Annotated in this window: 11 protein-coding genes; 8 read left to right on the top strand and 3 right to left on the bottom strand. The window is 61.7% G+C overall.

Translation table 11 applies throughout. The features are described from left to right. Positions 1-76: 76 nt before the first annotated feature. The 8 genes from QWI20_RS06075 (at position 77) to QWI20_RS06110 (ending at position 10,266) form a co-directional block, all read left to right on the top strand. Positions 77-745: an ABC transporter ATP-binding protein gene (locus tag QWI20_RS06075; protein ID WP_369304656.1), complete on the top strand. Its 669-nt coding sequence runs from the start codon at positions 77-79 to the stop codon at positions 743-745. 1 nt (position 746) lies between these two features. After that, positions 747-3,227 (top strand): FtsX-like permease family protein, encoded by a 2,481-nt coding sequence (locus QWI20_RS06080; protein WP_369304657.1) that lies wholly within the window; start codon positions 747-749, stop codon positions 3,225-3,227. Then, positions 3,217-4,335 carry a lipocalin-like domain-containing protein gene (locus QWI20_RS06085; RefSeq protein WP_369304659.1) on the top strand — a complete coding sequence of 373 codons (1,119 nt, stop codon included), beginning with the start codon at positions 3,217-3,219 and terminating at the stop codon, positions 4,333-4,335. The genes QWI20_RS06080 and QWI20_RS06085 overlap by 11 nt, the downstream gene beginning before the upstream one ends. A 135-nt stretch (positions 4,336-4,470) precedes the next feature. Then, positions 4,471-4,698, top strand: a complete 228-nt coding sequence (locus tag QWI20_RS06090; protein WP_369304660.1) for a hypothetical protein — start codon at positions 4,471-4,473, stop codon at positions 4,696-4,698. A 437-nt stretch (positions 4,699-5,135) separates the two neighbouring features. Next, positions 5,136-6,908 carry an N-acetylglutaminylglutamine amidotransferase gene (locus QWI20_RS06095; RefSeq protein ID WP_369304661.1) on the top strand — a complete coding sequence of 591 codons (1,773 nt, stop codon included), beginning with the start codon at positions 5,136-5,138 and terminating at the stop codon, positions 6,906-6,908. A 3-nt stretch (positions 6,909-6,911) separates the two neighbouring features. Next, positions 6,912-8,660 (top strand): N-acetylglutaminylglutamine synthetase, encoded by a 1,749-nt coding sequence (ngg, locus tag QWI20_RS06100; RefSeq protein WP_282371036.1) that lies wholly within the window; start codon positions 6,912-6,914, stop codon positions 8,658-8,660. A 127-nt stretch (positions 8,661-8,787) separates the two neighbouring features. Continuing rightward, positions 8,788-9,972: an osmoprotectant NAGGN system M42 family peptidase gene (locus QWI20_RS06105; protein WP_192170963.1), complete on the top strand. Its 1,185-nt coding sequence runs from the start codon at positions 8,788-8,790 to the stop codon at positions 9,970-9,972. Positions 9,973-10,035: 63 nt separating this feature from the next. Beyond that, positions 10,036-10,266 (top strand): YheU family protein, encoded by a 231-nt coding sequence (locus QWI20_RS06110; RefSeq protein ID WP_065986890.1) that lies wholly within the window; start codon positions 10,036-10,038, stop codon positions 10,264-10,266. A gap of 45 nt (positions 10,267-10,311) precedes the next feature. On the opposite strand, the gene csrA is transcribed toward QWI20_RS06110, so the two are convergent. From csrA to QWI20_RS06125, 3 genes are all read right to left on the bottom strand, one after another. After that, on the bottom strand, positions 10,312-10,509 hold the full coding sequence (gene csrA, locus QWI20_RS06115; RefSeq protein WP_369304662.1) for a carbon storage regulator CsrA: 198 nt from the start codon (positions 10,507-10,509) through the stop codon (positions 10,312-10,314). Positions 10,510-10,709: 200 nt separating this feature from the next. Further along, on the bottom strand, positions 10,710-11,042 hold the full coding sequence (locus QWI20_RS06120) for a YnfA family protein (protein ID WP_369304663.1): 333 nt from the start codon (positions 11,040-11,042) through the stop codon (positions 10,710-10,712). 72 nt (positions 11,043-11,114) lie between these two features. Continuing rightward, complete coding sequence (locus QWI20_RS06125; protein WP_369304664.1) at positions 11,115-11,927, bottom strand: SDR family oxidoreductase; 813 nt, start codon at positions 11,925-11,927, stop codon at positions 11,115-11,117. Positions 11,928-12,229: the final 302 nt, after the last annotated feature.

Here is a 12,229-nt window from a genome sequence, read left to right on the forward strand (position 1 = left end):
CCACTGTTTCGCCAGCTACATCGGCTCCAGCCAAACCGTTATCCTCCAGCCCATCCCTCCATTCAGGTGCGTGTCGATGCTGCAAGTCCAGGGTGTGTTCAAAAGCTATGCCACGGCCCAGGGCCCATTGGCCGTTTTGCGTGGCGCGGACCTGCAACTGGGTCAGGGCGGCAGTCTGGCGTTGATGGGTGAGTCCGGCAGCGGCAAGAGCACGCTTCTGCATCTCGTGGCCGGGCTGGACCACGTGGACAAGGGCAGCATCGAGGTCGCCGGGCAGCGTCTCGACCAGATGAACGAAGCGCAGTTGGCCAACTGGCGGCGTACGGAAATCGGCCTGGTGTTCCAGCAGTTCAACCTGATCAGCAGCCTGAAGGTCGAAGACAACCTGGCGTTTCAGGCGCGTCTGGCCGGGCGCTATCAGCCCGAATGGCAGGCCGAACTCACCGAGCGGCTGGGCCTGGGCGCGCTGCTCAAGCGCTACCCCGAACAGCTTTCCGGCGGTCAGCAGCAGCGCGTTGCGATTGGCCGGGCTCTCGCGTCTCGCCCGGCCCTGCTGCTCGCTGACGAACCCACCGGCAACCTCGACGAAGCCACCAGCGATGAAGTGCTGCAACTGTTGCTGGACCTCCTCACCGACAGCACGACCAGCCTGTTGATGGTGACCCACAGCCCGAGGGTGGCGACGCGATTGCAGCGTCAGGCCGTGTTGCATCTGGGTCGGCTGGTCAGCGAAGGCGAACGCTGAGATGCCTGTCTTCTACTGGACGTTGAAAGCGCTGCTAAGCCACTGGCGGCGCCATCCCGTGCAGTTCTTCAGCGTGCTGACCGGCCTGTGGCTGGCAACCAGCCTGCTGACCGGCGTGCAGGCGCTGAACAGTCAGGCCCGTGAAAGCTATGCCAAAGCCAGTCAGATGATCGGCGGCGAGCCGCAGAAGATCCTGGTCTCGCCCAACGGCGCCAACTTTGCCCAGGACCTGTTCGTGACTCTGCGTCGTGCCGGATGGCCGGTCTCCCCCGCACTCCGCGGGCGCGTCACCCTGAAGGAAGCGCCGGAGCAGCGCCTGACCGTGCTCGGCATCGAGCCAGTCTCGCTGCCGGTGAACACGGCTCTTGCCGGGCAATCGCTGGACACCGCGCAGATCGTGGACTTCTTCACCCCTCCCGGCACCACCTGGATTTCGCCGCAGACCCTCGTGGCCCTCGGTCTTCATGAGGGCCAGCAGCCGGTCATCGACTCCGGCAAGGTGCTGCCGCCATTGCGTGGGAAAACCGACATGGCGCCGGGCGTGCTGCTCATGGACATCGGTTTCGCCCAGCAACTGCTCAGCCAGCCCAATCAGATCTCGCGGCTGGTGCTGCCCAAGGATTTCGCCGAAAACGCCCCTCCCCTGCCGGCCGAGCTGAACGGCGAGCTGGTACTGCGCAAAAGCGGTGAAGACAATGACCTGGGCAGGCTCACCGAGAGCTTCCACCTGAACCTCGACGCGCTGGGTTTTCTTTCGTTCGTGGTCGGGCTGTTCATCGTGCACGCAGCCATTGGTCTCGCGCTGGAACAGCGTCGCGGGCTGCTGCGCAATCTGCGTGCCTGCGGGGTCAGCGCACGCAGATTGATGGTGAGTCTGGTGGTCGAGCTCGGGGGGCTGGCCTTGCTCGGCGGCATAGCCGGCGTCATCAGTGGTTACTGGCTGGCGAGCGCGCTGTTGCCCGATGTCGCGGCGAGTCTGCGCGGGCTGTACGGCGCTGAAGTCGCAGGCCACCTGAACCTGAGCGTCTGGTGGTGGCTGAGCGGATTGGGCGTCAGTCTGCTCGGCGCGTTTCTCGCGGGGGCCAGCAGCCTGCTGCGCGCGGCGCGTCTGCCCTTGCTGGCGCTGGCCAATGCCCAGGCATGGCACGAAACCCACGCCAAATGGCTGCGACGCCAGGGCTGGGTTGCCGGGATTTCGGCGTTGATTGCCGTATCGGCCGCGCTGTTCGGCGACAGCCTGGCGCTGGGCTTCGTGTTGATGGCCAGCCTGTTGTTGAGTGCGGCGCTGGGCCTTCCGGTGCTGCTCAACCTGCTGCTCAACGCACTGTTGGGCAGGAGCCGTTCGGTGCTGGGTCAGTGGTTTCTCGCTGACTGCCGCCACCAACTGCCGGCCCTGAGCCTGGCGCTGATGGCCTTGCTACTGGCGATGGCAGCCAACATCGGCGCGGGCAGCATGACGTCGGGGTTCCGCCAGACGTTCACCCACTGGCTGGAGCAACGCCTCAGCGCAGAGTTGTACATCAATCCGCAGAATCCCGCTCAAGCCGCGCCGCTGCAACAGTGGTTGAGTCAGCAACCGCTGACCTCGGCGGTGCTGCCCAACTGGCAGGTGTCGCTGCAACTGCATGGCTGGCCTGCCGAGCTGTATGGCGTCATTGACCATCCGCACTATCGCCAGCGTTGGCCGTTGCTGGAATCGGCGAGCGGCGATGCCTGGAAGCAACTGGCGCAGGAAGACACGTTGATGCTAAGCGAACAACTGGCCCGCCGTCTGGATGTCAGCGTTGGCGATGAGGTGAAACTGCCGGCGCCCGACGGGCCGTGGCCACTGCGCGTCGTTGGCATTTATGCCGATTACGGCAATCCCAAGGGCCACATGCTGGTGAACGCCGACCACCTGCTCAAGCACTGGCCGCAACTGACGCCCAACCGTTTCAATCTGCGCATCGATCCCCACGCCATCCCGCAACTGCTGCGGGTGCTGCACAACAAATTCACCATCGACGACAACCGCATCGTCGATCAGATTCAGCTCAAAGCCTGGTCGCAGCAGGTCTTCGAACGCACCTTCGCTGCCACCGCAGCCTTGAACAGCCTGACGTTGATGGTCGCTGGCGTCGCGCTGTTCATCAGTCTGCTCACCCAGAGCCAGAGCCGCCTCGCACAATTGGCGCCGCTGTGGGCGCTGGGCGTGACGCGGCGGCAATTGATGTTGCTCAATCTGGCGCAGACCTGGCTGCTGGCGGTGCTGACGCTGGTGCTGGCAATTCCGCTGGGGCTGTTGCTGGCGTGGTGTCTGGACGCGGTGATCAACGTGCAAGCCTTCGGTTGGCGCCTGCCGCTGCAGGTGTTCCCGATGCAGCTGTTGCGCCTGACGCTGCTGGCAATGCTCGCCACACTGCTGGCCTCGGCATGGCCGCTCTACCGTTTGTACCGCACCCGCCCCGCCGATTTGTTGAGGACTTTCGCCAATGAAGGTTAAGGCCCTGATCCTGGTCATCGTTCGCCTGCAGATCGTCGTGCTGCTGATGCTCGGTCTGATGCTCAGCGGCTGCGACGACAAACCCGAGGAAGAAAAAGGCTTCGCAGGCCTTGCCGACGACGCCTCTAATTACGCGCAGGTAACGCCGGACAAGCGGTTCGTGTTTCCCGACGATCACGGCCCCCACGATGATTTCCGCATCGAGTGGTGGTACCTCACCGCCAATCTCAAGGATGCCGACGGCCAGTCGTTTGGCGTGCAATGGACCCTGTTTCGCAATGCCCTCCCTCGCGCGAAAGGGCTGCAAGGCGATGGGTCTGGCTGGAATAACCGCAATCTGTGGATGGGCCACGCCGCCGTGACGTCCCAGGACGACCATTTCGCAGCGGAACGCTACGCCCGTGGCGGCGTGCAGCAGGCCGGCGTGACACTGGCACCGTTCGCGGCCTGGATCGATGACTGGTCCTTCACCAGCCAGTCTGCCAACGATGACCCGCTGGCGGACATGCAGTTGCAGGCCAGTAGTCCGCAGTTCAACTATCGCCTGCACCTGAAAGCCACGAAACCGTTGGTGCTGCAAGGCAAACAGGGCTTTAGTCAGAAGTCCGAGCAGGGTCAGGCGTCGTACTATTACAGCCAGCCGTTTTTTCAGGCAGACGGCAGCCTCGAGATCGACGGCAAAACCTATCAGGTGTCCGGGCCCGCGTGGCTGGACCGGGAGTGGAGCAGCCAGCCGCTCACGGATAATCAGACGGGCTGGGACTGGTTCTCGCTGCATCTGGGTGATGGCACCGAAGTCATGCTCTATCGCATGCGGCAAAAAGACGGCGAGCCGTACCTGACTGGGACATGGATCAACGCCGACGGCAGCACCGAACAACTGGCGGCGAAGGACATAGAACTGGCACCGGAAGACACCACTGACGTTGAAGGCCGCGACATGCCCACGCTCTGGTCGGTAAAAATACCGTCGAAGGCCGTGGATATCGCTGTCGAAGCGCTGAACCCCCAAGCGTGGATGAATTTGCAGATTCCCTATTGGGAGGGGCCGGTCACCCTGAGCGGTAGCCATGAGGGTGTGGGGTATCTGGAGATGACAGGCTATTGACACGCCGCCGCGACGGACCCTAATAATCAGCTAAAGTTTCCTGGGGGCTGCCGATAAACAAAGAATCGGACAGTGAACCCAATACCCCAACCCCGTCAGGCCAGGACGCCTGCTTCAATAGCGTCTGGAGCCTCGATGTCTACACTAAGCTTGAAAGATATGCAGCTGGATCTCGAAGATTCTGCTGCCTACTTTGACTCTCTGTCGCAATTTCTCGAAGGTCACGCCATCTACCTGAAGGCTCAACGAGTCGTGTGTCGACAAGAGGACCTCATGCTCCTCGAAAGTCATGCCGGTAACCTTGCCAATTCGGTGAAGTACATCAAAACCGCGGCTTTACGGATCGCCAACCGCTCGCGGTGACTTGGGTGAGACATGCGCTTCCCAGACATCACGTAGGCAGCGCTTCTTGCACCTATGAGCGAGTCGAAACCCCACGAAAAACGTGGTCGGTGATTAAAAACCCCGTCACGCCTCCCTCCCTTGCAATGTTTTTTTATTGAACGATCCACGCCTGCCGGTACTCGATAAAGCTAGGCCGCTGACGGCAGCGCGCCCTGATTACGTGTTCGCGCCAGTAGGACGCGGGCTCGTGTCAGGGTTGTATATCCGCGCCGGGACAGGGCCGAAACGTTACTGGCTGAGTGCATTGCGCAGGCTCGGGATAAGACAGCGCAGGATGTACGACACGCGCCATATGTACGCAATCATGCGCCTGATGTCCGGAATGAACCCGGCATTTATCGCCGCGCAATCCCAGTAACGCCAAACACGCCGAAAACATAAAGGGTTTAGGACAGATGTGCGGATTAGCTGGCGAACTACGCTTTGACAATCAACCTGCGGATCTTGCCGCAGTAGAACGTATCACCCATCATCTCGCGGCTCGCGGCCCGGATGCGTGGGGGTTTCACAGCCAGGGGCCAATTGCCCTCGGCCACCGTCGATTGAAAATCATGGACCTGTCGGACGGCTCGGCGCAGCCGATGATCGACAGCCACCTGGGCCTGTCCCTGGCCTTCAACGGCGCGATCTACAACTTCCCGGAACTGCGCGCTGAGCTAGAAAGCCTTGGCTATCAGTTCCATTCCGGCGGCGACACCGAAGTGCTGCTCAAGGGCTACCACGCCTGGGGCGCTGACATGCTGCCCAAGCTCAACGGCATGTTCGCGTTCGCCATCTGGGAGCGCGACAACAGAAGCCTGTTCATCGCCCGCGACCGCCTTGGCGTCAAGCCGCTGTATCTGTCGCGCACCGACAAGCGCTTGCGTTTTGCGTCCGCGTTGCCCGCGTTGCTCAAAGGCGGCGACATCAGCCCGATGCTCGATCCGGTCGCGCTCAATCATTACCTGAACTTCCACGCCGTGGTGCCTGCGCCGCGCACGTTGCTCGCCGGTGTGGAAAAACTGCCGCCGGCGTCGTGGATGCGCGTGAGCGCCGAAGGCAAGGTCGAGCAGAAAGTCTGGTGGACCCTGCCCTATGGCCCGCGTGCCGACGAAGCGAATCTGACCCTCGAAGACTGGCGCGACCGTGTGCTCGACAGCACGCGCGAGGCGGTTGCCATTCGTCAACGCGCTGCGGTGGACGTTGGCGTGCTGCTGTCCGGCGGCGTCGATTCCAGCATGCTGGTCGGTCTGCTGCGTGAAGTGGGCGTGAAGGATCTGTCGACGTTCTCCATCGGCTTCCAGGACGCCGGCGGCGAACGCGGTGACGAATTCCAGTATTCGGACCTGATCGCCAAACACTACGGCACTAATCATCACCAGCTGCGTATCAAAGAAAGCGAAATCATCGAGCAACTGCCCGCCGCGTTCCGGGCGATGAGCGAGCCGATGGTCAGCCATGACTGCATCGCTTTTTATCTGCTGTCCCGCGAAGTGGCCAAGCACTGCAAGGTGGTTCAGAGCGGTCAGGGCGCCGACGAGTTGTTCGCCGGCTATCACTGGTACCCGCAAGTGGACGGCGCCAGCGACCCATACGCCGCCTACCGCGATGCGTTCTTCGACCGCAGTTACGCCGAATACGCCGAGACCGTTACGCCGAAGTGGCTGACCGCCGATGACGCGGCGGGTGACTTCGTGCGCGAGCATTTCGCGATGCCGGGCGCTGATGCGGCGGTGGACAAAGCCCTGCGCCTGGACAGCACGGTCATGCTGGTGGATGACCCGGTCAAACGCGTCGACAACATGACCATGGCCTGGGGCCTCGAAGCACGCACCCCGTTCCTCGATTATCGATTGGTCGAGCTGTCGGCACGGGTTCCGGGCCGCTTCAAGTTGCCGGACGGCGGCAAGCAAGTGCTCAAGGAAGCGGCGCGCCTGGTGATTCCGTCCGAAGTCATTGATCGCAAGAAAGGCTATTTCCCGGTGCCTGGCCTCAAGCATCTGGAAGGCGACACGCTGAACTGGGTCCGCGATCTGCTGCTCGATCCGAGCCAGGACCGTGGCCTGTTCAACCCGGTCATGCTCGACAAACTGCTGACCGATCCGCAGGGCCAATTGACGCCCCTGCGCGGCTCCAAGCTGTGGCAGCTCGCAGCGCTGAACCTGTGGCTCAGCGAACAAGGACTCTGACCGATGAAAGCCAACGCTTCGATTCATAACCAGCGTTTGTTGCGCGGCCAGGCGCCGTCGTACGAGCGCTTGCAGGCTCGCCTTGCCGAAGACGGCAGCACGCCTGAGACAGAACCGCTGGCTCTGCATTGCGGCTGGGGACGGCTGCTGATTGGCCATACCTACCCTGATCCGGCATCCCTTGCGCAAGAGTTGCTCAACGAAAAGCAGGGCGAGCGCGATATCGCCCTGTATGTCGCCGCACCGCAACAGGTGCTGGCGCAATCGCCGCAACAGTTGTTTCTCGATCCGTCGGACACACTGCGGCTGTGGTTCAGCGATTACCGCCCGGCCCAGCGCGTGTTTCGTGGCTTCAGGATTCGCCGAGCGCAAAGCGAAGGTGACTGGACCGCGATCAACAATCTTTACATCGCCCGTGGCATGTTGCCCATCGACCCTGCCCTGCTGACGCCTCGGCACCAGGGCGGCCCGGTCTACTGGATTGCTGAAGATGAGACCACCAACGCCGTGATCGGCAGCGTCATGGGCCTGAATCACCAAAAGGCTTTCAACGATCCCGAAAACGGCAGCAGCCTGTGGTGCCTGGCGGTTGATCCGCAATGCACACGGCCTGGCGTCGGCGAAGTGCTGGTGCGTCATCTGGTCGAGCATTTCCAGAGCCGGGGTCTGGCGTACCTGGATCTGTCGGTGCTGCATGACAACGAACAAGCAAAAAGCCTTTACGCCAAGCTGGGCTTCCGCAATCTGCCGACCTTCGCCATCAAGCGTAAAAACGGCATCAACGAGAAGCTGTTTCTCGGACCCGGCCCGCAGGCGGACTTCAACCCGTACGCCCGGATCATCGTCGAAGAAGCCCATCGGCGCGGCATCGAAGTGCAGGTGGATGACGCTGAAGCCGGACTGTTCACGCTGATTCATGGCAGTCGCCGCGTGCGTTGCCGTGAGTCGTTGAGCGACCTGACCACCGCCGTCAGCATGACGCTGTGCCAGGACAAACGCATGACCCAGAAAACGCTCAAGGCGGCAGGTCTGGAAGTGCCGGTGCAGCAACTGGCCGGCAACGGCGACGACAACCTGGCGTTTCTCGAAGAGCATCAGCGCGTCGTAGTCAAGCCGGTCGATGGTGAACAGGGCCAGGGCGTGGCCGTGGACCTGCGCACTATTGAAGATGTCCAGGCGGCGGTCGAACGTGCTCGCCAGTTCGACAGCCGTGTGCTGCTCGAAAGCTTCCACGAAGGGCTCGACCTGCGCATTGTCGTGATTGGTTTTGAGGTGGTAGCTGCGGCCATCCGCCGTCCTGCCGAGATCATCGGCGATGGCCGTCACACCGTGGGTCAGCTGATCGAGGCGCAAAGTCGCCGTCGCTCTGCAGCCACGGGCGGCGAGAGCAAGATTCCGGTGGACGACGAAACCCACCGCACCGTTGAGGAAGCGGGTTTCAGCTTCGACAGCGTGTTGCCGGCGGATCAGCGTCTGGCCGTGCGCCGCACCGCGAACCTGCACACCGGCGGCTGTCTGGAAGACGTCACCGCGATTCTTCACCCGGTGTTGAAGGACGCCGCCGTGCGTGCCGCCCGCGCGCTCGACATCCCTGTGGTGGGTCTGGACCTGATGGTGCCCGCCGCCGATCAGCCGGAGTATGTGTTCATCGAAGCGAACGAGCGCTGCGGCCTGGCCAATCACGAGCCACAACCGACGGCCGAGCGTTTCGTCGATCTGTTGTTTCCCCACAGCCAGCCTGCCCATGGCTAAGGCGCAACCGCTGTAGCCCTGAGCCTGCTCGCGACAGGTCTGGCCGGACGACGACTTCGTCGACACCGGACCCGTCCCGCGAGCGAGTCCGCTCTCAGCTTAATCTGCGCCACACATTGAGGTCCCTATGACGACTGCAAACATCCTTGAACCGGATCTGAATTACCTGCAGAAAGTCCTGCTGGAAATGCTCGCGATCCCGAGCCCCACCGGTTTTACCGACACCATCGTGCGCTACGTCGCCGAGCGCCTTGAAGAACTGGGCATTCCGTTCGAACTGACCCGTCGCGGTACCATCCGCGCCACGTTGAAAGGCAAACAGAACAGCCCCGACCGCGCCGTTTCCGCGCACCTGGACACCATCGGTGCCAGTGTTCGTGAAGTCAAAGACAACGGCCGACTGGGCCTGGCCCCGGTGGGTTGCTGGTCCAGTCGCTTTGCCGAAGGCAGCCGCGTCAGCGTGTTCACCGACACCGGCGTGATTCGCGGCAGCGTGCTGCCGTTGATGGCGTCCGGTCATGCGTTCAATACCGCCGTCGACACCATGCCCATCAGCTGGGACCACGTTGAGGTGCGCCTGGACGCCTACAGCGCCACCCGCGCGGACTGCGAATCGGTAGGCATCAACATCGGCGATTTCGTGGCGTTCGACCCTCTGCCCGAGTTCACCGACAGCGGGCATATCAGCGCTCGCCATCTGGACGACAAAGCTGGCGTGGCCGCCCTGCTCGCGGCGCTCAAAGCCATCGTCGACAGCGGCGTCGAGCCCCTGATCGATTGTCACCCGCTGTTCACCATCACCGAAGAAACCGGCAGCGGTGCTGCAGGCAGTTTGCCGTGGGACGTCAGCGAGTTCGTCGGTATCGACATCGCGCCCGTTGCGCCCGGCCAGCATTCAAGCGAACACGCGGTCAGCGTGGCGATGCAGGATTCCGGCGGTCCCTATGACTATCATCTGTCGAGGCACTTGCTGCACCTGGGGGTGCAAAACGACTTGTCCGTGCGCCGCGACCTGTTCCGCTATTACTACAGCGACGCCCATTCGGCGATCACTGCCGGCTACGACACGCGCACGGCCCTGCTGGCGTTCGGCTGCGACGCGACCCATGGCTATGAGCGCACGCACATCGACAGCCTGAGCACGCTGAGCCGTCTGCTCACCGCCTACATCATGAGCCCGCCGGTATTCGCCAGCGATGCGCACCCGTCCAACGCGTCGCTGGAAAATTTCAGCCATCAGCTGGAGCACGACGCGCAGATGGAAAGCGACACGCGCGTGCCATCGGTGGATACATTGGTGGGGCAGCGGTAGCCTGCCCGCACGGGGCGCGATAGCATCGCCGCCCCGTGTACTTTTTGTGATTGCCGAGAACCTATGCTGATCCCTTACGACCAACTCGAAGCTGATACCCTGACGCGCCTGATCGAGGACTTCGTGACTCGCGATGGCACTGACAATGGCGACGACACCCCCCTTGAAACCCGCGTGTTGCGGGTACGCCATGCGTTGAGCAAGGGTCAGGCGGTGATTTTCTTCGACATGGACAGCCAGCAATGTCAGCTGATGCTCAAGCACGAAGTGCCTAAGGAATATTTCGAGGAGTAGGCCCCCTGTGCCCACAAATGGGCCGGGATGGCGACCAAGCTGGACTCACCTGCCCGGTCCCCGGTTGGCCAGGTTCTGTAGCCGTGAGGCAATTCGTCGAATAACTTCTGTCCGATGAATCCTGACGCTCTGCGGCGCATCAATTCCCAGGCGCACCTCATTGCCGGAGATGCCCAGCACCCTCAGGGTGATGTCATCGCCAATGTTGAAGGTGTCGCCGATTTCTCGCGTCAATACCAGCATACGTCCTGCTCCTTGGCTGTAACCGAGGAAGCAGGTTGACGCTCAGGTCCCGGCGCTTCAATGCGCCAGAACAAAATCAGTAACGCCCTTCAACCCTTCAAGACCATGGCTGACAGACGCTTCCTACGCGTCCGGGCATTTACGGACTGCACGTCAGAGAAAGGTCCGGCAGACGTCAGTTCTTTCTCGCGCACCGACGATCACGCGGCGGACCAGCGCGGCCCGAACAGAATGATGGTCGCGCCGATAACGCAGAGTCCCACGCCGATCCAGTCCGACGTCAACGGGCGAACACGTTCGATAACGCCCAGCCAGGCGATGGAAGCGATGATGTAGATGCCGCCGTACGCCGCGTAGGCGCGACCGGCGTACGTGGCTTCGACCCGGGTCAACAGAACGGCGAACAGGGTCAGGCTGATCAACCCGGGAATCACCCACAGTGCGCTCTTGCCCTGGCGCAGCCACATCCAGAAGGCATAACACCCGGCGATTTCGAACAGCGCAGCGAGGAAGAACCACAGGTAATTGAGCACGATGAGCCTCGTCCAGGTCAGCCGGAAAGTGCCGGCAACCCTATCAGAAAAGTCACGCGTCGAATGTCTGGCTCAGCTTCCGGACTTCGCCTTGGCGCGCATCTTCTCCGCCATGTTGGCCATCTCGTCGTACAGCAACTGGGGATTTTTCTGCTTGAGCTGCCAGGCCATGCGCCCTTGCTCATGGGGCAGGATCATGAACTCACCGCTGGCGACCTGCTGGTAGATGAAATCGGCGATGTCCTTTGCGCTGATGGGCGAACTTTCCAGCAGCTTGCCGACCTGGGCTTTCATCGCCGGCGTGGGGCCACGAAAGGAATCCAGCAGGTTGGTCTGGAAGAACGACGGACACACCACATGCACGCCGATTTCCTGCTGGCGCAGTTCGATCAGCAGGCTCTCCGACAGCGCAACGACGCCCGCCTTGGCAACGTTGTAGTTGCTCATCGCCGGGCCTTGCATCAACGCGGCCATGGAGGCGATGTTGATGATCTTGCCCTTGCTCTGTTCCAGCAGCGGCAAAAACGCCTTGCAGCCTTTGACGACGCCCATCAGGTTGATCGCGATCTGCCAGTCCCAATCCTCGAGGGACAGTTCGCCAAAGAACCCGCCTGACGCAACGCCGGCATTGTTGACGATCACATCGATGCCGCCGAATTTCTGTTCGCAGGCCTGGGCGAATGCGGTGAGCTGGCTGTAGTCCCGAACGTCACAGCGCTGAACAAAACCGTCCCCTCCGGCTTCGCGCACCAGGCGCAGTGTTTCCTGAAGGCCGCTGTCGCTGACATCCGACAGCGCCAGCTGCCAGCCCTCGCGGGCCCAGCGCAACGCGATCTCGCGTCCCAGCCCGGACCCTGCGCCGGTGATCATGATGCGATTTTGCATAGCAGACGCCTTGTCGGTTAGGAAGAAGTCACTAGAGTGTAAACAGACAGATTGTCCGACAAACCCTTCATCAGATCGCTGAATATGGGAGGCAAACCGATGGTTTGAATGGGTGGGCACTCTTTTGGATGTATTTAGGCAGATGGGTGATTAACGGGAAGAGCGTTACATTGAACTTGGTGACCGGTTAGTTACCGCTTGGTTCCACACTAAGCGAGGTACTTTTGCGATTTTACAATCAGGCTTTGAATGCGGAAAATTCGTTTGTTAAAGGCGCAGGCCTCTGATTTTCCGGGCCTTTC

This window comes from Pseudomonas sp. W2-17, from assembly GCF_041060445.1.
Lineage (GTDB): Bacteria > Pseudomonadota > Gammaproteobacteria > Pseudomonadales > Pseudomonadaceae > Aquipseudomonas.

Bases quoted from the DNA above. Each gene is read 5' to 3' on its own strand.
- QWI20_RS06075 (WP_369304656.1), top strand. From the start codon at position 77: ATGCTGCAAGTCCAGGGTGTGTTCAAAAGCTATGCCACGGCCCAGGGC.
- QWI20_RS06080 (WP_369304657.1), top strand. From the start codon at position 747: ATGCCTGTCTTCTACTGGACGTTGAAAGCGCTGCTAAGCCACTGGCGG.
- QWI20_RS06085 (WP_369304659.1), top strand. From the start codon at position 3,217: ATGAAGGTTAAGGCCCTGATCCTGGTCATCGTTCGCCTGCAGATCGTC.
- QWI20_RS06090 (WP_369304660.1), top strand. From the start codon at position 4,471: ATGTCTACACTAAGCTTGAAAGATATGCAGCTGGATCTCGAAGATTCT.
- QWI20_RS06095 (WP_369304661.1), top strand. From the start codon at position 5,136: ATGTGCGGATTAGCTGGCGAACTACGCTTTGACAATCAACCTGCGGAT.
- ngg (WP_282371036.1), top strand. From the start codon at position 6,912: ATGAAAGCCAACGCTTCGATTCATAACCAGCGTTTGTTGCGCGGCCAG.
- QWI20_RS06105 (WP_192170963.1), top strand. From the start codon at position 8,788: ATGACGACTGCAAACATCCTTGAACCGGATCTGAATTACCTGCAGAAA.
- QWI20_RS06110 (WP_065986890.1), top strand. From the start codon at position 10,036: ATGCTGATCCCTTACGACCAACTCGAAGCTGATACCCTGACGCGCCTG.
- csrA (WP_369304662.1), bottom strand. From the start codon at position 10,509: ATGCTGGTATTGACGCGAGAAATCGGCGACACCTTCAACATTGGCGAT.
- QWI20_RS06125 (WP_369304664.1), bottom strand. From the start codon at position 11,927: ATGCAAAATCGCATCATGATCACCGGCGCAGGGTCCGGGCTGGGACGC.